We start from the raw sequence: 17783 nt of genomic DNA on the forward strand, positions 1-17783 counted from the left end.
CGCGCCGACCGCATGCGCCGGCCATCGCGAGCCCGTGAAATCGAGCTCAAAAGGAAGCGACAACCAGCCGGGTGATGCGGTAGCCGAGCAGATGACGAGGCAGTTGAACGGGTGGTCGACGACAAGGCAGCGGAAAACATGGACCCGAAGAACCGTGCACGTGCGCAGCGCTACAACGCCTCACATGTGGTGGAAGCGGAACTGGAACACCTGGATTGGGCGACACGGCAACCGGCGCAGCGCATGCTGAACGCCGTCTATTGGCGGCGCCGCGTACTGGCGGTCAAATGTGGATTCGAGCTGACGGAGCAGCAGGTGATGCGGGTGGAGAAGATTTTGCAGCGGCTCGGCGCTCCGGCGGAGTAGCGAGCCGCTGCATGCAGTGCTTATTCGGTGCTGCCGCCATTACCACTGCTGCCGCCGCCGTGATGGCCGCCGCCATGGTTGCCGCCGTCACCGCCCGTGCCGAACAGGCGCCGGCGGCGTGTGACGACCACCGGGCCGTCGGAAGAGCCGCTGCGCTCGGACGACGACGAAGCCGGCCGTTCGGACGAGGACTGCGCGCCATACGACTCGCGCGGTTCACGTGGTTCACGCGGCTCGCGATGGTCGCGTGGTTCACGCGAGCCGTGCGGGCCGCGCGTGGTGTGCTCGCCATGCGAAGGACGCCCGGCGCGCGGCGCGGGGCGCGTGCCCGTGTCGAGCTGGATCGTCGAGATCGCGCGCTTGTAGATGCCTTGCAGGCCGACAGGCGTGCGCAGCATCACCAGATACTGATCGAACGACTCGATGCACCCTGTCAGGCGAATGCCGTTGACGAGGTAGATCTCGACGCGCTTTCGTTCCTTGCGCGCAGCATTCATGAAGTCGTTTTGCGGATGCGATTCTGCAGAAGCCATGGACAATTCAGGTTAGAAAGACGGTTGTTCGCCGCGATTCTACCCTGTGTGGGGGCAGAACGCGTGGGCGGGCGAACTGCGTCCACTATAACGGCTTGCGCGGACATAAGCATCTGATAACGCCTGGCTGTAACGTTGAGTTACGAATCTGCCGACGAATGATGCGTTCTGCGGTCCTGCCTGCACGGTTTGCCGCGCGGCTGGCGGAAAAGATGGCGGAAGAAAGAGACGCGCGCGTGGAATAAAGCCGCGTCGGTTTGCGTTCAATCAGCATGGCAGCGCATTTCGCGTATGCCGATCGGCGCCTTGCCGGCATCTGCCGAGGCTGGACGTCATCAGGAGACTCCACATGAAAGCATCCCGCATCCTTTCCGCCGTCCTCATGCTCTGCGCGCTCGCGCTGGGTTCGCTCGCGACCACCGCCTGCACGTCGGGAACCGACGGCGGCGCGTCCGCCACCAGCGGCGGCAGTGGCAGTAGCGGCGGCTATTGAGCATTCGCGTACCGGGTGAATTTCGAAGCGGAAGTGATTTCGTGGCTCCCGCAGTTGCGCCGCTATGCGCGCGCACTGACGGGCGACCGCGCGTGGGCCGACGACCTCGTGCAGGATACGGCGGAGCGTGCGCTCGCGCGCTGGTCCGCGTTCCGGCCGAACAGCAACTTGCGCGCGTGGTTATTGACGATCCTGCGGCATCTGTACATCGATCAGTTGCGCGGGCGCCGCGAAATTGCCGTCGACGAAGAAAGCGCGCCGTGGCGCACGCTCGAGGCGCCGCATGGCGAAGTCGACGGTCTGGTGCTGCGCGATCTGCAGCGGGCGCTATATTGTCTGCCGCTCGAGCAACGCGAAGTGCTGTTGCTCGTCTGTGTGGAGGAACTGACTTACCAGGAGGCGTCGAGCGCGCTCGGCGTGCCGATCGGCACGGTGATGTCGCGGCTGTCGCGCGCGCGTGAGCACGTGCGCGTGCTGCTGACGGAGGGGCCGGCCGACGGATCGGCGCGCAAGACCCAGCCGCTGAAAGTAGTGAGAAATCCGTGATGAATAACGACGACCACGATTCCAGCTTGCCCGAAGGGCTCGATCTGCGAGCGCTGTCGGCGTTCGTCGACGGCGAACTGACGCCCGCCGGGCGCGCCGCGGTCGAGGCACAACTCGAACAGCATCCGCAAGCCGCAGCGCGGGTGGCGGCGTGGCGCGCGCAGAAAGCGGCGCTGCGGGCGTTGTGCGGCGCGCCGCTTCTGCCGCAAGGGGCTGCGTATGAAGATAGGCGCGGCAGCCATCCCGCGGTCGCTTCAGATGATGAACCGGCCTTCATCGTGGTGCGCCGGACGAGGCCGTGGTGGCAACGCGCCGGTCTCGCGGCAAGCTGGCTTGCGCTCGGCGCGGGACTCGCGCTGGCGCTCGGCCCGCTCGCGCCGCGTCTGACGGGCGGCGCGTGGAACGGCCTCGGCGGTCAGCCGATGAACTTCGCGCAGCGCGCCGACATCGCCTATGCGGTGTATACGCCCGAGCAGCGCCATCCGGTGGAAGTGGCCGCGAGCGAAGAAGAGCATCTGATCAACTGGCTGTCGAAACGGCTGAACCGGAAATTGTCGGTGCCGTCGTTGCAGGAGTATGGGTACTCACTGGTGGGCGGGCGTCTGCTGCCGGGAGAAGCGGGACCGGCCGCGCAGTTCATGTACGAGAATCGCAGCGGCGCGCGTCTCACGCTCTACATCACCGGCATCTCGCGCGACGAAACCGCGTTCCGTCTGTTTCGCGACGGCAACCGCCGCACGTTCTACTGGGTCAGCGACGGCATGGGCTACGCGCTGTCGGGGCCGATCGCGGAAGGCAAACTGCGCTCGATTGCAGTGGATGTGTGCAGCGCGCTTGGAGGGAAGCCGGAAGCGTGGCAGTAGTGCGAGTTGCGGCCGGATTCGCACCTGAACCGGCGCGGAAACACGTAGTAACAGAAATGTCCGGTGCTCAGGTGCGGCCGGCGGAATAGCGTCGCGTAGCGCATCGTTTACTTGCAGCAGGACCTTGCAGTTGAGATACCGACAGAGGCTCGACTGCAAGTCCGGGCGAGGCAAACCGACGGGGCCTTCACGGCGCCGGCACGCTGCCCGCGTGTCGCAAAGCCGGAGCGTCGAGGCAGTTCATCATGTTTACTTTTCATCGATTCAGCGCGGGGCTAGGCGTCGGCCTGGGTGGTCTGCTCGTGTGTGCCGGTTGCGCGGCGCAAGTCAACGCCAATACGGACGACGCCGACGTCGCCACTGCGGCTGCCGTTGCGCAGCCGAACGACTCGCCGACGTGCCGCCTCGTTGCGGGGCAGGCGGAAATCGACGGCGTCATGCAACCGGTCACTGGCCGCGCGTGTCTGCAGCCGGACGGTTCGTGGCAGATCGTCGAGGGCGATGAAGGCGCGCAGGCGTTGGCGCCCGCGCCGGTCTACTACTACGATCCATGGTTCTGGGGACCGCCGGTGGCGTTCGTCGGCGGCGTATCGTTCGTGTTTGTCGACCGCTTCCATCATTTTCATCGTATGGATCATGTGCGCTACTCGCGCGGTTCGTACGGGATGGGCATCGGCGGACATGGCGGTTGGCACGGCGCGGGCGCGATGCCGCACGGCGGCGGTGGAATGCACCGATAAGTTCGCGCGACCCCACATGACCGATGCCGAACGCAATCGCTCACGCGCCATCGCCGTAAAGGAGATACTTTGACCCGCAGCTTGCCGCCGAAACTTTCCGCCGCGTCATTCGACGAGGCGCTCGCCGCATGGCGCGCGATCGTCGGCGACGCGCACGTGGTGACCTCGGCAGCGGGGCTTGCCGCGTATCTCGATCCGTTCGCGCCGGGCGAGCGCGAAGCGTTTGCGGCATCGGCCGCGCTGTTGCCCGCATCCGTCGACGAGATTCGTGCCGTGCTACGGATTGCCAATCAATTCCGCATTCCGCTATGGACGGTCTCCACCGGCCGCAACTTCGCGTATGGTGGCGCGGCGCCGCGTCTGCCGGGGTCGGTGGTGCTCGATCTGCAACGGATGAACCGCATCATCGAAGTGAACGAGTCGCTCGCGTATGCGCTCGTTGAGCCGGGTGTCACGTACTTCGATCTGTACGCGCATCTGCGCGACAAGGGCTACCGTTTGTGGGTCGATCCGCCGGCGGCGGGGTGGGGCAGTGTGGTCGGCAATACGCTCGAGCGCGGTTTCGGCTATACCGACTACGGCGATCATGCGGCGCAGCAGTGCGGAATGGAAGTGGTGCTGGCCAACGGCGACGTGTTGCGTACGGGCATGGGCGGCATCGACATCGGCACGGCGTGGCAGTTGTATCAGCCAGGTTATGGACCGTCGTTCGATTCGATGTTCATGCAGTCGAACTACGGGATCGTCACGAAACTCGGCGTGTGGCTGATGCCGGCGCCGCCCGCGTATCTGCTCGGCGAAATCCAGTTCCAGCATGAAGAGGATCTCGAAGCGATCGTGGAGATGCTGCGTCCGCTGCGTCTCGACGGCACGATCCGCAATCACGCGGTGATCGAAGGCGGTCTGCGCCGGGCCGCAGGTTTGTCGGCGCGAGCGCAGTGGTACGAGGGCACAGGCGCGATGCCCGAGTCGGCCGTCGCGGCGATGCTCGACAAGCTGAACGTCGGCCGCTGGAATCTGCATTTCGCGCTATACGGCACGCCTGAACTGATCGACGCGCGTTACGCGATCGTGCAGCGTGCGTTCGCGCGCGTGCCGCAAGCGCGGCTCTCGGCCACGCGCTATAACGGCGACGCGCAACCCGTGGCGGGCGGCGATCGCAATCTCGCGGGCATTCCGGCGATGAGCGCGTTTCGCATGCTCGACTGGCGTGGCGGCGCGGGGGCGCACGTGGATTTCGCGCCGGTGTGCCCGGCCACCGGACGCGACGCGCTGCGCCAATACACGATGGTGAAGACCCGCGCCGCGGAATACGGCTTCGATTACTACGGCGGTTTTACGGCGGGCGCGCGGCATCTGCATCACATCTTCGCGGCGATTTTCGATCGCGACGACGCAAACCAGGTCGAGCAGGCCGGTGCATTGCTGCGCGCTCTGATGAGCGATGCGCGCGCGGCGGGTTACGGCGAATATCGCGCGCATCTCGCGTACATGGATTTTGCCGCGGCTCAATACAGTTTCAACGACGGCGCGTTGCTACGTCTTTCGGAAACGATCAAGGACGCACTCGACCCGAACGGCATCCTCGCGCCGGGCAAGCAGGGTATCTGGCCGGCGGCGTGGCGCGATCGTCGCGGCTATACCTGAGCATGGGATGAAAGCATGGATCGTCGCACGTTCATGACGGCAGGCGCGTGGTGCCCGGTGGCGGCGGCCGGCGTGAGCGGTGTCTGGCCGTGGCTCGCGCAAGCGGCCGTCGAGCCCGGCACGATAGCGGTAGTCGATACGACGCTCGCGCGCGGCGCGGAGTTCGCGCGGCACCTCGCACGCATGAACGTACCCGTACTGGACACCGGCGACGATATCGGCACGCTGTGGTACGCGACGCTCGCGCCGCGTCTTGCGCAAACGCCTGCATCGCTGATCGGCCTCACGCGCGCTTCCGATTATTTCGTGCTCAGACAGCTCGCGACACGCGGCGGCCTGATGATCGAACACAGCCGCGAACGCAGCGTTGACGCGGCGTTCGTACTGACGCCGCGCCGTGTTCGTTAGAACTTGTACTCCGCGTTCTTCGGATCGAACGTGGCGTCGTCGAAGGTCTTCGGCGTGATGGTTTCAAAAACGATCTTCTCGAAGATCTTGCCGTCGTTGTCGTAAGACTCGACGGTGCGGAAATACGGATGCCGCAGATCGAGTCCGAGCGTTTCCTTCTTCGCGTAGAACTGGGGCTGGCCGGTGGGCGTTTCGAATGTGAACGCGACGACGCGCACGCCGTCGATGGTTCTGACTTCCACCTGGGTCGAGCGCGGCAAACCGGCTTCGATGTATTTCTTGCCTTCGGCAAGATACTGATTCGCGATGTACTCGGTGCCCAGATCGCGTATCTGATGGTTCGATTGCGCACGCGCCAGCGAGCCGTTCAGCGAGGTCCACAGCGGCAATACGTTGAGCAGGCCGCCGAGGTGGCCGTACATTTCGTCGGTGCGTCTGGATTCGTCGTAGATGACTTCCTGGCCCGCGTGCGCGCCGTCAGGCAGCCATTTCGCGTAGATTCGCAGCGGATCGCGCGCGATCCGCACCAGCATGTGATCGGCTTTGTCGGGCCACTGGCCGTGAATGCGTTCCGAACGCGCCATCGTGAACTCGTAGGACGCGTAGCCGTTCGGCCCTTCCTTGATATAGCGGGGCAGCGCAAGCGGATCGAGCGACTTGAAGAGCGCGACGAGCTGGTCGTCCTCGAGCTTCGCCATCGCGCCGCTCTGTTGCGCGCTGCGCAGCCACTTCACCTGCTGGTCCAGCGTGAGCTTGCCGACCTGCGACGACGGCGTGGCCGGCGGCGCCTTGGCCGCGCTGGCGGCGTCGAGCGGGGGCGGGGTGTCGTCGTTCTGCGCGAATGCCGGGGGTGTTACGAACGCGGCTGCGAGCGCGCCGATCAGCATGGCTTGCGACAGCCGCTTGCGGTCGAGGTACATGAAGCCCGGCCTATGCAGCAAACGGCGCGAGTGTGCGGACATGCTGTGCTTCATGAAGCTCTCCGAAAGGTGACGGCGCGGCGCGCCCTGCCTCTCAGGCAGACTTTTGCTTCGCGAGTTCCTCATCGCGCAGCGCGCGGCGCAGAATTTTGCCGACATTGGTTTGCGGCAGCTCGTCGCGGAACTCGACGAGCTTCGGCACCTTGTAGCCGGTCAGGTTCTTGCGGCAATGCGCGATCACCTGTTCCGCGCTCAGCGACGGATTGCGCCTCACGACGAACACCTTCACGCGCTCGCCTTGCGCCTCGTCGGGCACGCCGATTGCCGCGACTTCGCGCACGTCCGGATGCATCGCGATCACGTCTTCGATTTCGTTCGGATACACGTTGAAACCCGACACGAGGATCATGTCCTTCTTGCGATCGATCAGACGCATGAAGCCGCGCGAATCCATTACGCCGATGTCGCCGGTGGCGAGCCAGCCGTCGTCATCGATCACCTTGGCGGTTTCCTCCGGACGATTCCAGTAGCCTTTCATCACCTGCGGACCCTTCACGCACAGTTCGCCCGCTTCGCCGATGTTCGCCCACGTGCCGTCGTCCTTCCTGAAGCGCACTTGCGTGGATGGCGCGGGCAGGCCGATCGATCCTTCGAAGTCGCGCAGATTGGCGAGGTCGACCGGATTCATCGACACGATCGGCGAGCATTCGGTGAGCCCGTAGCCCTCGATGATCGGCTTGCCGGTGACGGCCTTGAAGCGTTCGGCGACCGACTTCTGCGTCGCCATGCCGCCGGCCATTGCGAGCTTCAGGTTCGAGAAGTCGCGCTTGCGGAATTCTTCGTTGTCGAGAAACGCGTTGTAAAGCGTGTTGACCGCGGTAATGCCGGTGAATGTCTCGTGACGGATGATCATCATCACGCGCTTCATGTCGCGCGGATTGGCGATCAGGATGTTGCGCCCGCCGAGCCCCATGAAGATCAGCGCGTTCACCGTCAGCGAATAGATGTGATAGAGCGGCAGCGGCGTGAGCACGGTTTCGATGTCGCCGTTCAACTGGCCCTCGGACCACGCCTTCGCCTGCAGCAGATTCGCGATGATGTTCTTGTGCGTGAGCATCGCGCCTTTCGCCACGCCGGTCGTGCCGCCGGTGTATTGCAGGAACGCGATGTCGTCACGGCTTGCGCGCACCGGCGTCAACGGGCGCGTGTAGCCGATTGCGAGCGCTTCGAGGATCGGCACCGCTTGCGGCAAACGGTACGCGGGCACCATTTTCTTCACGTGGCGCAGCATGAAGTTGAGCAGGCGTCCTTTCAGGTTCAGACCGTCGGCGAGCAGATCGCCGAGACCCGTGACGATCACGTTCTGCACCTTGGTGCCCGGCAGCGCGTCTTCGACAGTCTTCGCGAAGTTCTCGAACACGATGATGGTTTGCGCGCCGCTGTCCTTCAACTGATGCGCGAGTTCGCGCACCGTGTAGAGCGGATTCACGTTGACCACCACCGCGCCCGCTTTCAGCACGCCGAATAGCGAGACCGGATACTGGAACGTGTTCGGCAACATGATCGCGACACGTTCGCCGGGCTTCACGCCGATGTTCTGCAGGTACGCGGCGAACGCGGTCGCTTTGCGGCCCAGTTCGCCGTAGGTCAGGTTGGCCCCCACGCTCACGTATGCGACGCGCTCGCGGAATTTTTCGATGCATTCGTCGAAGAATTGCACGATCGATTCGTATTGCGTGACGTCGATTTCATGCGGGACGTCGAGAGGGTACGCGTTGTACCAGATGCCGTCGGTGTTCGGCGCGTGAGGCGCCGCTGACGCATGGGGCTCGCTGGCGGGCGACAGTGGGGCTTGCGTGGGCTCGGTCATCGGTCGTCTCCTGAAGCGGTGGCTTCGATTGTTTATGTGCTGGTTCCGCGGTGGTCAAAACAGCAGCCGGTAAAACGTTGAAGCGAGTGCCGCCGCGCCGGCGCGGCTCAGCGTTCCAGAATCGCGACGACACCCTGGCCGCCCGCCGCGCAGATCGAGATCAAACCTCGCGCCGTGCCGGCCGGTTTGTCGAGTTGCGCGAGGAGCTTCGCCAGTCCCGCGACGATCCGCCCACCGGTTGCGGCAAACGGATGGCCGGTGGCGAGCGAACTGCCGTTCACGTTCAGCTTCGAACGGTCGATCGCGCCGAGCGGGCCGTTCAGGTCGAGTTGCGTGCGGCAATACTCGTCATCCTGCCACGCCGCGAGCGTGCACAACACCTGTGCGGCGAAAGCTTCGTGAATTTCGTAGAAATCGAAGTCCTGCAGCGTCAGGCCGGCACGCGCGAGCATGCGCGGCACCGCATAGGCTGGCGCCATCAGCAGGCCTTCTTTCTTGTCGAAGAAGTCGACCGCGGCGGTTTCCGACCAGCTCAGATAAGCCAGCACCGGCAACCCGCGTTCGGCCGCCCATGCTTCGCTTGCGAGCAGCACGGCGGAGGCGCCGTCGGTCAACGGCGTCGAGTTGCCGGCGCTCAGCGTGCCGGCATCGCGGTCGAACACCGGCTTCAGGCCGGCGAGCTTTTCGAGGGTGAGATCCGCGCGCAGGTTGTTGTCGCGCGCGAGGCCGCGATACGGCGTCATCAGATCGTTGACGAAGCCGCGCGCGTAAGCGTCGGTGAGCTTGCGGTGGCTCTCGAACGCGAGCACGTCCTGCGCTTCGCGCGAGATGTTCCAGCGCTTGGCCATCAGTTCGCAATGCTCGCCCATAGACAATCCGGTGCGCGGCTCGCCGTTGCGCGGCAGCAGCGGCTTGAAAAACATCCCCGGACGCAGCTTGCTCAGCGCGCCGACACGCTGGCCCGTGCTCTTGCCGCGATTCGCTTCGAGCAGGATCTTGCGCATGCGTTCGTTGACGCCGATCGGCGCGTCCGAGGTCGTATCCACACCGCCCGCGATGCCCACTTCGATCTGTCCGAGCGCGATCTTGTTGGCGACCAGGATCGCCGCTTCGAGACCGGTGCCGCAGGCCTGCTGCACGTCGTAAGCGGGTGTTTCCTTCGCCAGCGTGGTGGAGAGCACCGATTCGCGCGTCAGATTGAAATCGCGTGAATGCTTGATCACGGCGCCGGCCGCGACTTCGCCGAGACGCAGGCCGTGCAGGTCGTAGCGGTCGATCAGCCCTTGCAGCGTGAAGGTCAGCATGTCCTGATTCGACGCGGTCGCGTACGCGGTGTTCGAGCGGGCAAACGGAATCCGGTTGCCGCCGACGATGGCGACGCGGCGCACGGCGGGCAGCGGGTTGGACATGCTCGTCTCCTGGGTCGTGAGGTCGGTGATTGCGGTCATTGCAGCTTCCAGCGCATGCGGGCGCGCAGATGCGGTTTTTCTCCGCCGATATCGCGCACTTCGATATCGCGTTCGATCAGCGATGACGACGCGCTCCACAGCGAGACTTCGCCGGGCAGCAGCATCGGCAGTTTGAATTCGGCGCTGAGCGTGGCTTCGGCGAGCGGCTTTGGCGGTTGCAGCGCGGCCGCGGCACGCGCGAGCGTCCACATGCCGTGGGCGATCGCGCGCGGAAAGCCGAATACCTTCGCCGACAGTGCAGTGAGGTGAATCGGGTTGTAGTCGCCGGAAACTTTCGCGTAGTCGCGCCCCAGTTGCGACGGCAACTGCCAGCGCGCGATGCGTTGCAGCGGATCGGAGCCCGGTTCGAGCGGATCGAGCACACTGCCGCTCGCCGTCACGCCGCGTTTCAGATAGACGCTGTCGCCGTCCCACACGGCCTCGCCGCGCCGGTACATGCGTGTGTGCAGCACGAACGCCTGGCCTTTGTCGTGACGCAACAGCGCGCCGAATTCGACTTCGACGCGCAACATGTCCTTGTACGCGAGCGGCCGGCGCAACCGCACGTGATTGGCCAGATGCACGAGTCCGAGCGCCGGCCACGGAAACGCGGGGTCGGTCAGCATCAGCAGATGCAGCGGAAACGCGAGCAGATGCGGATAGGTGAGCGGCACGCCGTGCTCGGGGATGAAGCCGCACACGCGCGCATAGCGCCAGATCGAGCCGGGGTCGAGCGCGACCGCGGGGCGCACGAGGCGCAGCGCCGGCAGTTGCGTATCGCGCCCGCGCTTGACGAGGCCCGACAACGCGCGCGCATACAGCTTGCCCGGCGCGGGCAACGGCTCGACGACGACGGTTCTCGGTCGCGCGGCGTCAGGCCGCGCCGCATCGGGGCGGGGCACGCCGAACTCAGGACCTTCTCCGAACGGCTCGCCCATGCTCATGCTCCGATCAGACTTTGACCGCACACGCGCACGATCTGGCCGCTCACGCCGGCCGAGCCCGGATGCGCGAGCCACGCGATGGTCTGCGCGACGTCGACCGGCTGGCCGCCCTGGCTCATCGAATTCATCCGGCGGCCGGCTTCGCGAATGGTCAGCGGAATCTTCGCGGTCATCTGCGTTTCGATGAAGCCGGGCGCGACCGCGTTGATCGTGATGCCGCGCGTGCGCAGAAGCGGCGCCATGCTCTGCACGCGGCCGATCACGCCGGCTTTCGACGTCGCGTAATTGGTCTGGCCGAGATTGCCCGCGATGCCGCTGATCGATGACACGGCGACGATGCGCCCGCCGTCGCGCACAATGCCGGCGGCGAGCAGCGCGTCGTCGATCCGCTCCTGCGCGGAAAGATTGATGTCGATGACGTTTTGCCACGCGGCGTCGGTCATCTTCGCGATGGTTTTGTCTTTGGTGATGCCCGCGTTGTGCACGACGATATCGACGCCGAGTTCATCGAGCGCCGCGGCGATCTGTGCGGGCGCTTCGGGCGCGGCGATGTCGAACGCGAGGGCGGTGCCGTTCAACTGGCGGACGGTCGCATCGAGTGCATCGCTCGCCGACGGAATGTCGATGCCGATCACGTGCGCGCCTTCGGCTGCAAGCACGCCCGCGATCGCCGCGCCGATGCCGCGCGCCGCGCCGGTGACCACCGCGCGTTTGCCGGCGAGCGGTTGCTGCCAGTCGAAGGCCGGCTTTTCCGTCTGCACGCTTGCGGCAATCCGTACGACCTGGCCCGATACATAGGCCGAACGCGGCGACAGAAAGAACCGCAGCGTCGCATCCAGCGCGCTCTCCGCGCCTGCTTCGACATACACGAGATTCGCGGTGATGCCGCGCCGCGCTTCCTTGCCGAGCGAACGGGTGAGGCCTTCGAGCGCGCGTTGCGCGGTCCACTGGCGCGGATTCGCGCATCGCTCGGGCGTGCGGCCGAGCACGACGATGCGCCCGCATTTGCCGAGCGAGCGCAGCGTATCGTGAAAGAACGCATGCAGCGGTTCGAGCTGGCTGCTGTCTTCGATTCCGCTCGCGTCGAACAGCAGCGCGGCGAGCTTGCCCGGCGAGCCGGAATCGGCGGCCTCGAAACGGCCGGTCATCAGACCGTGCCGATTCGCGAGCGGCACCCACGGCGCCGCGCTTTCATGCGCGACGCTGGTCACGCCGATACTCGCGACCAGATTCGCGAGTGCATCCAGCAACTGCGGTTCGCGTGCCGCGCCGATCGCCACCAGCCCGTCGAACTCGGGACGGTCCGCGCGATAGCGGCGCAGCACCTCGGGCTGTGGCAGGCCGAGCGAGCGCGCGAGGCGCGCGCCGAACGGCGAGTTGACGAAATTCAGGTAAGAGTCGTTCATGTCGTTGCCTGCTCCGCTGACCACGCTCCGAGGTAAGCCCTGTTGGGGTTCATTAAGGGCCTATAGGATCTGCGTCAGTGTGCACTGAGTTGGGCCGCTTGAGTGTGTCTCAGCGGCATGTCTTTTTTGCGAGTTCACGCCGCGAGTTCGAGCGCCTTGTCGAGCGCCTCCTTGCGCTTCTGCAAACCGGCGAGCATGTCGAAGTCCGCGGGGAAATCGTCGACCTTCACGACCTGCGCGCCATAACGCGCGTAGTCTTCCAGCACGCGCCGATCGTCGGCGTCGAGCAGGCCTTTCTGCTCGGCCTCGTCGGTCCACGCGGCCAGTTGCGGCAAGCTTTGCGGCAGCGGCGAGAGCAGGCCCTGCTTGACCGCGTCGCGCAGTTTCTGGTCGATCTGCGTGAAGCGCGGATTCAGTTCGAACACCAGCTCGCCGTAACCGAGCGCGTCGACGTCCGGATGCGGAACGTAGGAATCCGATACGAGCCGGTTGCGCGCGGCGCCAGGCGTTTGCATCAGTTCGGCGATCCCGGTGCCAAGCTGGTCCGAAGGTTCGCGATACGGCAGCCCGAACGGAAACGCTAGCACACGCACGAGGCCGGCCGCGAAACGGTTCGGATAGTTCGCGAGCACGCCGTCGAGCGCGTGCTGTGCGCGGTACAGCGAATCTTCGACGCCCCAGCGCACCAGCGGCAGATCTTCCGGCTGACGACCTTCGTCTTCGAAACGCTTAAGTGTTGCGGAGATCAGGTAGAGCTGCGAGAGCACGTCGCCGAGACGCCCGGAAATCCGTTCGCGCCGCTTCAGATCGCCGCCGAGCACGAACATCGAAACGTCGGCGAGCAACGCGAACGCGGTGGAGACGCGAGTGGCCGCGCGATAGTACGCATGCAGCGGCGCATGCGCGGCCTGCGGTCTCGCGATGAACGCACCGCCCGTGATCCCGTAGACGAAGCTGCGCACCACGTTCGACAGCGTGAAGCTGACGTGGCCGAAGAACGCTTCGTCGAAATCGCGCAGCGCCTTCGCGCGATCGGTTTCGCGCGTCGCGGCCATTTCCTTCAGCACGTACGGATGGCAGCGAATCGCGCCCTGGCCGAAGATGATCAGGCAGCGCGTCAGAATGTTCGCGCCTTCCACCGTGATCGCGATCGGCACCTGCTGATAGGCGCGCGCGAGAAAGTTCGACGGCCCCATGCAGATGCCCTTGCCGGCGGCGATATCCATCCCGTCGTTGATGACCATGCGCGCGCGTTCGGTGATGTGATACTTCGCGATCGCCGAAATCACCGACGGCTTTTCGCCGAGGTCCACCGCGTGCGCGGACAAACGGCGCGCCGCGTCCATCACATACAGGTTGCCGCCCATCCGGCCGAGCGCTTCCTGCACGCCCTCGAATTTGCCGACGGGGGTGCGGAACTGGCGGCGAATCGCCGCATACGCGCCGGTGCCGCGCACGGCGATCTTCGCCATCCCGACGTTCGACGACGGCAGCGAAATCGCGCGGCCGGCCGCGAGGCACTCCATCAGCATGCGCCAGCCGTTGCCGACCTGCGCGCGACCGCCGATCACCCAGTCGAGCGGAATGAACACGTCCTTGCCCGAATTCGGGCCGTTCTGGAACACCGCGTTGAGCGGCCAATGGCGGCGGCCGATGTTCACGCCCGGATGGTCGGTCGGAATCAGCGCGCAGGTGATGCCCGGTTCGTCTTCCGTGCCGAGCAGATGGTCCGGGTCGAGCGCGCGGAACGCGAGACCGAGCACGGTCGCGATCGGCCCGAGCGTGATGTAGCGCTTGTCCCACGTCACGCGAAAGCCCAGCGTTTCGCGACCCTCGTGAATACCCTTGCAGACGATGCCGACGTCCGGAATCGCCGCCGCATCCGAACCCGCGTACGGGCTCGTCAACGCGAAGCAGGGGATTTCGTCGCCGCGCGCGAGCCGCGGCAGATAGTGGTTCTTCTGTTCTTCGGTGCCGTAGTGCATCAGCAATTCGGCGGGGCCGAGCGAGTTCGGCACCATCACCGAAACAGCGGCCGCCGAACAGCGCGTGGCGAGCTTCATGATGACCTGCGAATGCGCGTACGCGGAGAACTGCTTGCCGCCGTACTGTTTCGGAATGATCATGCCGAGAAAGCCGCTTTGCTTGATGTACTGCCAGGTTGCCGGCGACAGGTCCTGCCACACCACGGTGGTTTCCCAGTCGTTCGCGAGATCGCATAGATGCTCGCATTCGACGTCGAGGAAGGACTGTTCTTCGGCGGTCAACGTGGCCGGCCCGTAGCCGAGCAGCGTGTCCCAGTGCGGGCGGCCGGAAAACAGTTCGGCGTCCCACCAGACGGTGCCGGCTTCGATCGCGTCGCGCTCGGTCGGCGACATCTCCGGCAGGATCTTGCGGAAGATATCGAGCACCGGTTTCGCGAGCCACGCGCGGCGCAGCGGCTTGAGCGTCAGCACGAGAGCAGGCAGCACGAACACGACAGCGAGGATCGTGGTCGCCACCGGACCCGCAGCGCCGCTGACATGCGCGGCCGCCACCCAGACGATCATGAAAGCGAGCCACCAGGACGCGCGGGCCTGGACATAGGTGAGCGCCAGAGCGGCGATGACGAGCACAAGGATGAACCACGGCATGACGTTTCCTCCTGTTTCGATGGTGCGTGCGAATGCATCCACGGGGCGCGGACGGCTCGCGTTCTGTCGATCTTCATTGGCGGTTCTGCTTCGCCGTGTGCTGCGGGGCGCTGTCGGGCCGCGCGACCCAGTCACGTTTGCATCGTGCCTGTCTGCTGTTCGACAGCGGCACGGCGCTTAGGTGCGCGACCTGGACGTGCTGCTCGGGTCGGTTGTTTTCATGATGTTTCGGTCTGCTGTGTATCCGGTGTTTCGGGTTGCCTGTCGCTGCTTATCGTTAGTGCGGCGCGGCGCTCTCACGCGAAATCCGCAACGCACGTTTCGTTCCCGGTTGTGCGCGGACGGCCCGAGTGGGCGCCGTCTGCTTCAGGCCGCGTTTCACATAGCGTTTTGACGCCGGGTTTTATGCTGTGCCCTGCAACGAGTGCTGCCACGAACTCGCCTCGATGTCGCCGCCGCCGCGGCGCTCGCCGTCGGAGTTCGCCGAGTCCGTCGGTGCCGCGCCGGACGTCTGCTGCGGGGTGCCGGCCGCCTGTGCCGCGCTCTGTACCGGACAGTCCACACCGCCCTCGGTGGCGTCGCCCAGCACGGCGGCGAACGTCGCGAGTTGCGAGCCGTCGGGCAGCGGCGCCTTGAGTGCCGCGACCATCAGCGACGCGAGACGTGCGATCAGTTGCAGATCGTTCATCGACTTGCCTTGCGAGAACTCCGAAATGAGGCTGTCGGTATCGGTGCCGGCCAGCACGCCCGATAGCGCGCCGATCGCGAAGTGCAGACGCCAGCCGAGTTCCTCGCGCGGCAGATGCGGCAGCGCGCGCTGGAACGCGTCGAAAAAGCGCACCGCCACCGACGCATAGTGCCCATTCAGAAAGTCGCGAATGAACGCGGACGGATCGGTATAAGCGCGCCCGAGCAAACGCAAAAACGCCTTGCCGCCGACGCGCGGATCACGCGATAGCCGCAATGCCGGAATGAACATCGCGCCGAGCACATGCTCGCAGGTCAGGCGCGCGCCGAGCATTTCGTCGAAGCGGTCGAGCAGTTTGACCCGCTCCTGGTTGAGCCGGTCGAGCCGGCGCGACAACATCGAATGAATCAGCGATTCCTTGCTGCCGAAGTGATAGTTGACTGCCGCCAGATTGACTTCGGCGCGCGAAGTGATCTGGCGCAAAGACATGGCCTCATAGCCGCATTCGATGAAGAGCGTTTCGGCGGCGTCGAGGATGCGGGATTTCGTGTCGCCGGCATGCCGGCCTGTTGTGCGAACTGCCATGTTGCGTCTCCCAGTTGCCGGGCGTCCGGCCCGCAAACAAGCGATTCAAATGTCGATTTGAAACAGCCGTTTTTTTCAAGATAAAGAAAGTGTGGATAGCGATCAAGGGGTGTCTGTCGATTAACTCCTCTAGAAGACCTGACGAGGGTCTGCTCCCAAAGGCGCGCGTTGCGTCAAAAACGCGCGGAAATAAAAAAGGCCGTTCCGATGGAAATCGGAACGGCCTCGTATTGCTTGCTACCTGTGTTTGGCCCTGCGTGCTGCTTTTTATTCGCGTCGCCGACGCGTGCGGTTCGAGCCGCCTGTGTAGCTATTGTGCACGATAACGCGCCGGCGAAATAGCTGTTTAGTTCGAACGCTTAAAGCTGGGCGGCCACCTGTTTCGCCGACTGCGTCATATCGATGCCGCGACGTTCGCGGCTAAACGGAATCAACACCGCAATCATCACGGCCACGATGCCGATCACCACCGCCATGATCAACGCGTAGTTGTTGCCGTGCGCTTCCGCGGCGCTCGCCTGCAACGGTCCGTTCACGGATGCGATCAGATTGCCGAGTTGATACACGAGACCCGGGAAGGTCGCGCGAATCTCATCGGGCGAGATCTCGTTCAAGTGCACCGGGATCACACCCCACGCGCCTTGCACGGAGATCTGCATCAGAAACGCGCCGACCGCGAGCAGGACCGGCGTGGACGAGAACGCCCACAGCGGCAGCACCGGCAACGCTATCAACGCGGCGATGAAGATCGCGCGCTTGCGACCGATCCGCTCCGAGATCCAGCCGAAGAACAGACCGCCGATCATCGCGCCCACGTTCAGCGTGATCGTGATCAACGACACCGTGTGCGCATCGAACTGATGCTGCACCCGCAGGAAGGTCGGATACAGATCCTGCGAGCCGTGCGAGAAGAAGTTGAACGCGGTCATCAGCACGATCGCGTAGAGCGACAGGCCGATGTTCTGTTTCAGCGTGGCGATCAGACCTGGACGCGTTTTCTTTTCGAGCGTCTTGAACGCGGGCGACTCCGGCACATGGGCACGCACGTACAGCACGAGCAGCGCCGGCAACACGCCGACAAAAAACATCCCGCGCCAGCCGATGTACTGATAGAACACGCCGAACACCACCGACGCGAGCAGATAGCCGCTCGGATAGCCGGCCTGCAACAGACCCGAGACGATGCCGCGCGATTTCGGCGGCACGGTTTCCATCGTCAGTGCGCCGCCTACGCCCCATTCGCCGCCCATCGCGATACCGAACAGCGCGCGCAGCACGAGCAGGGTGGTCAGGTTCGGCGAGAAGCCGGACAGCAGTTCGAGCAGCGAGAAGCACGCGATGTTGACCATCAGCGTGGGGCGTCGGCCGTATTTGTCCGCGAGCCAGCCGAAAATCAGCGCGCCGACCGGCCGCATCATCAGCGTCAACATGATGCCGAAGGCAACCGCAGGGATTTTCGTATTGAATTCCGCCGCGATATCTTTCAATACGAACACCATTAGAAAGAAATCGAATGCGTCCAGCGTCCAGCCGAGATACGCGGCGATCGTGACGTTTCTCTGTTCCCGTGTCCAGCTCATTGATTGTTCTCCTGAGTCTCCAATAACCCGCTTTCGACGACGGGCCGCTCCGTAACCCCGTGCGCCCCATGCTGCGGGCTTCGAGCGAGTGTACGCCGACTGTTAAACGCTTG

Annotated in this window: 16 protein-coding genes; 7 read left to right on the forward strand and 9 right to left on the reverse strand. The window is 64.7% G+C overall.

The features are described 5' to 3' along the window. The first annotated feature begins 138 nt into the window (after nucleotides 1-138). The gene (locus PQQ51_RS25055) at nucleotides 139-366 is read left to right on the forward strand and encodes a hypothetical protein (RefSeq protein WP_408499627.1); all 228 of its coding nucleotides are present in this window, start codon (nucleotides 139-141) and stop codon (nucleotides 364-366) included. Nucleotides 367-386: 20 nt separating this feature from the next. On the opposite strand, the gene hfq is transcribed toward PQQ51_RS25055, so the two are convergent. Beyond that, complete coding sequence (gene hfq / locus PQQ51_RS25060; RefSeq protein ID WP_408499561.1) at nucleotides 387-899, reverse strand: RNA chaperone Hfq; 513 nt, start codon at nucleotides 897-899, stop codon at nucleotides 387-389. 349 nt (nucleotides 900-1248) lie between these two features. Between hfq and PQQ51_RS25065 the strand changes: the two genes are divergently transcribed. From PQQ51_RS25065 to PQQ51_RS25090, 6 genes are all read left to right on the forward strand, one after another. Next, on the forward strand, nucleotides 1249-1392 hold the full coding sequence (locus PQQ51_RS25065) for a hypothetical protein (RefSeq protein WP_408499562.1): 144 nt from the start codon (nucleotides 1249-1251) through the stop codon (nucleotides 1390-1392). Between the two features lie 15 nt (nucleotides 1393-1407). Next, a complete protein-coding gene (locus PQQ51_RS25070; RefSeq protein ID WP_408499563.1) occupies nucleotides 1408-1938 on the forward strand; it encodes a sigma-70 family RNA polymerase sigma factor in 531 nt (176 codons plus the stop codon). Beyond that, nucleotides 1938-2801, forward strand: a complete 864-nt coding sequence (locus PQQ51_RS25075) for an anti-sigma factor family protein (RefSeq protein ID WP_408499564.1) — start codon at nucleotides 1938-1940, stop codon at nucleotides 2799-2801. The genes PQQ51_RS25070 and PQQ51_RS25075 overlap by 1 nt, the downstream gene beginning before the upstream one ends. A 245-nt stretch (nucleotides 2802-3046) precedes the next feature. Next, nucleotides 3047-3541 (forward strand): hypothetical protein, encoded by a 495-nt coding sequence (locus PQQ51_RS25080; protein ID WP_408499565.1) that lies wholly within the window; start codon nucleotides 3047-3049, stop codon nucleotides 3539-3541. Nucleotides 3542-3610: 69 nt separating this feature from the next. Continuing rightward, nucleotides 3611-5188, forward strand: a complete 1578-nt coding sequence (locus PQQ51_RS25085) for an FAD-binding oxidoreductase (RefSeq protein WP_408499566.1) — start codon at nucleotides 3611-3613, stop codon at nucleotides 5186-5188. Between the two features lie 15 nt (nucleotides 5189-5203). Beyond that, the gene (locus PQQ51_RS25090) at nucleotides 5204-5596 is read left to right on the forward strand and encodes a hypothetical protein (RefSeq protein ID WP_408499567.1); all 393 of its coding nucleotides are present in this window, start codon (nucleotides 5204-5206) and stop codon (nucleotides 5594-5596) included. On the opposite strand, the gene PQQ51_RS25095 is transcribed toward PQQ51_RS25090, so the two are convergent. The 8 genes from PQQ51_RS25095 to PQQ51_RS25130 form a co-directional block, all read right to left on the reverse strand. Next, a complete protein-coding gene (locus tag PQQ51_RS25095) occupies nucleotides 5593-6483 on the reverse strand; it encodes a DUF1571 domain-containing protein (RefSeq protein WP_408499628.1) in 891 nt (296 codons plus the stop codon). The genes PQQ51_RS25090 and PQQ51_RS25095 overlap by 4 nt on opposite strands. 127 nt (nucleotides 6484-6610) lie before the next feature. After that, the gene (locus PQQ51_RS25100) at nucleotides 6611-8386 is read right to left on the reverse strand and encodes an AMP-binding protein (protein WP_408499568.1); all 1776 of its coding nucleotides are present in this window, start codon (nucleotides 8384-8386) and stop codon (nucleotides 6611-6613) included. Nucleotides 8387-8493: 107 nt separating this feature from the next. Beyond that, the gene (locus PQQ51_RS25105) at nucleotides 8494-9795 is read right to left on the reverse strand and encodes an acetyl-CoA C-acetyltransferase (RefSeq protein WP_408499629.1); all 1302 of its coding nucleotides are present in this window, start codon (nucleotides 9793-9795) and stop codon (nucleotides 8494-8496) included. A gap of 35 nt (nucleotides 9796-9830) precedes the next feature. Further along, on the reverse strand, nucleotides 9831-10772 hold the full coding sequence (locus PQQ51_RS25110) for a MaoC/PaaZ C-terminal domain-containing protein (RefSeq protein ID WP_408499569.1): 942 nt from the start codon (nucleotides 10770-10772) through the stop codon (nucleotides 9831-9833). Between the two features lie 2 nt (nucleotides 10773-10774). Next, nucleotides 10775-12184 carry a 3-oxoacyl-ACP reductase gene (locus tag PQQ51_RS25115; protein WP_408499570.1) on the reverse strand — a complete coding sequence of 470 codons (1410 nt, stop codon included), beginning with the start codon at nucleotides 12182-12184 and terminating at the stop codon, nucleotides 10775-10777. Nucleotides 12185-12318: 134 nt separating this feature from the next. Further along, nucleotides 12319-14817: an acyl-CoA dehydrogenase gene (locus PQQ51_RS25120; protein ID WP_408499571.1), complete on the reverse strand. Its 2499-nt coding sequence runs from the start codon at nucleotides 14815-14817 to the stop codon at nucleotides 12319-12321. Between the two features lie 403 nt (nucleotides 14818-15220). Further along, nucleotides 15221-16090, reverse strand: a complete 870-nt coding sequence (locus tag PQQ51_RS25125) for a TetR/AcrR family transcriptional regulator (RefSeq protein ID WP_408499572.1) — start codon at nucleotides 16088-16090, stop codon at nucleotides 15221-15223. 359 nt (nucleotides 16091-16449) lie between these two features. After that, nucleotides 16450-17670 (reverse strand): MFS transporter, encoded by a 1221-nt coding sequence (locus tag PQQ51_RS25130; protein ID WP_408499573.1) that lies wholly within the window; start codon nucleotides 17668-17670, stop codon nucleotides 16450-16452. Nucleotides 17671-17783 lie beyond the last annotated feature (113 nt).

The organism is Paraburkholderia xenovorans, from assembly GCF_046030735.1.
In the GTDB taxonomy this organism is placed as follows: domain Bacteria; phylum Pseudomonadota; class Gammaproteobacteria; order Burkholderiales; family Burkholderiaceae; genus Paraburkholderia; species Paraburkholderia xenovorans_A.

Excerpts from the sequence above, each read along its gene's own strand:
- PQQ51_RS25110 (WP_408499569.1), bottom strand. The coding sequence starts at position 10,772 with ATGGGCGAGCCGTTCGGAGAAGGTCCTGAGTTCGGCGTGCCCCGCCCC.
- PQQ51_RS25125 (WP_408499572.1), bottom strand. The coding sequence starts at position 16,090 with ATGGCAGTTCGCACAACAGGCCGGCATGCCGGCGACACGAAATCCCGC.
- PQQ51_RS25075 (WP_408499564.1), top strand. The coding sequence starts at position 1,938 with ATGAATAACGACGACCACGATTCCAGCTTGCCCGAAGGGCTCGATCTG.
- hfq (WP_408499561.1), bottom strand. The coding sequence starts at position 899 with ATGGCTTCTGCAGAATCGCATCCGCAAAACGACTTCATGAATGCTGCG.
- PQQ51_RS25065 (WP_408499562.1), top strand. The coding sequence starts at position 1,249 with ATGAAAGCATCCCGCATCCTTTCCGCCGTCCTCATGCTCTGCGCGCTC.
- PQQ51_RS25105 (WP_408499629.1), bottom strand. The coding sequence starts at position 9,795 with ATGTCCAACCCGCTGCCCGCCGTGCGCCGCGTCGCCATCGTCGGCGGC.
- PQQ51_RS25100 (WP_408499568.1), bottom strand. The coding sequence starts at position 8,386 with ATGACCGAGCCCACGCAAGCCCCACTGTCGCCCGCCAGCGAGCCCCAT.
- PQQ51_RS25115 (WP_408499570.1), bottom strand. The coding sequence starts at position 12,184 with ATGAACGACTCTTACCTGAATTTCGTCAACTCGCCGTTCGGCGCGCGC.
- PQQ51_RS25095 (WP_408499628.1), bottom strand. The coding sequence starts at position 6,483 with ATGCTGATCGGCGCGCTCGCAGCCGCGTTCGTAACACCCCCGGCATTC.
- PQQ51_RS25120 (WP_408499571.1), bottom strand. The coding sequence starts at position 14,817 with ATGCCGTGGTTCATCCTTGTGCTCGTCATCGCCGCTCTGGCGCTCACC.
- PQQ51_RS25080 (WP_408499565.1), top strand. The coding sequence starts at position 3,047 with ATGTTTACTTTTCATCGATTCAGCGCGGGGCTAGGCGTCGGCCTGGGT.
- PQQ51_RS25055 (WP_408499627.1), top strand. The coding sequence starts at position 139 with ATGGACCCGAAGAACCGTGCACGTGCGCAGCGCTACAACGCCTCACAT.
- PQQ51_RS25090 (WP_408499567.1), top strand. The coding sequence starts at position 5,204 with ATGGATCGTCGCACGTTCATGACGGCAGGCGCGTGGTGCCCGGTGGCG.
- PQQ51_RS25130 (WP_408499573.1), bottom strand. The coding sequence starts at position 17,670 with ATGAGCTGGACACGGGAACAGAGAAACGTCACGATCGCCGCGTATCTC.